Raw genomic sequence first — 507 nt, 5'->3', positions numbered from 1 at the left:
TCGTTATTAAACAGTACTTGACCACTTGTGGCCTCATATAAACGAATGATTGTTCTTCCCGTTGTCGACTTTCCACAGCCAGATTCGCCTACTAATCCAAAGGTCTCCCCTTTATAAATATCGAAAGTGATTCCGTCAACGGCTGTAATGATCTTTTTTCTACCTGCTTTGAAATGTTTTTTCAAATCCTTCACCTGTAATAATTTTTCCGTCATCGTCGGTCACCACCTTTATTACCGGTATTCGCAAACCCCTGCATTCTCCGTTTTACCGATGCTGGCGGCTCGATTTTCGGTGCGTCCTCATGGAGTAGCCATGTCGCTGCATAGTGTGTATCAGATACCTTAAACATCGGCGGCTCCATGACGGTGTCAATTTCCAATGCAAATTCATTACGTGGGGCAAAGGCATCGCCCTTTGGAGGATTCAGCATATCCGGTGGACTTCCAGGAATCGCAAATAATTCCTCTTCATCACTGTCCAGCGTTGGCATCGAACCTAGTAGCC

At 45.4% G+C, this 507-nt stretch carries 1 protein-coding gene and 1 pseudogene; both read right to left on the bottom strand.

The features are described 5' to 3' along the window. Positions 1-215: ATP-binding cassette domain-containing protein (locus RVS70_RS22055; protein WP_321134853.1), on the bottom strand; the 215-nt coding region annotated here is incomplete at its 3' end. Continuing rightward, a pseudogene (locus tag RVS70_RS22050) lies at positions 212-507 on the bottom strand (ABC transporter ATP-binding protein); the annotation flags it as partial. The gene RVS70_RS22055 and the pseudogene RVS70_RS22050, both read right to left, overlap by 4 nt.

It is taken from the genome of Virgibacillus sp. M23 (assembly GCF_034190895.1).
Classification (GTDB): Bacteria; Bacillota; Bacilli; order Bacillales; family Amphibacillaceae; genus Virgibacillus; species Virgibacillus salarius.
This window is presented reverse-complemented; position numbering and strand designations above follow the sequence as displayed.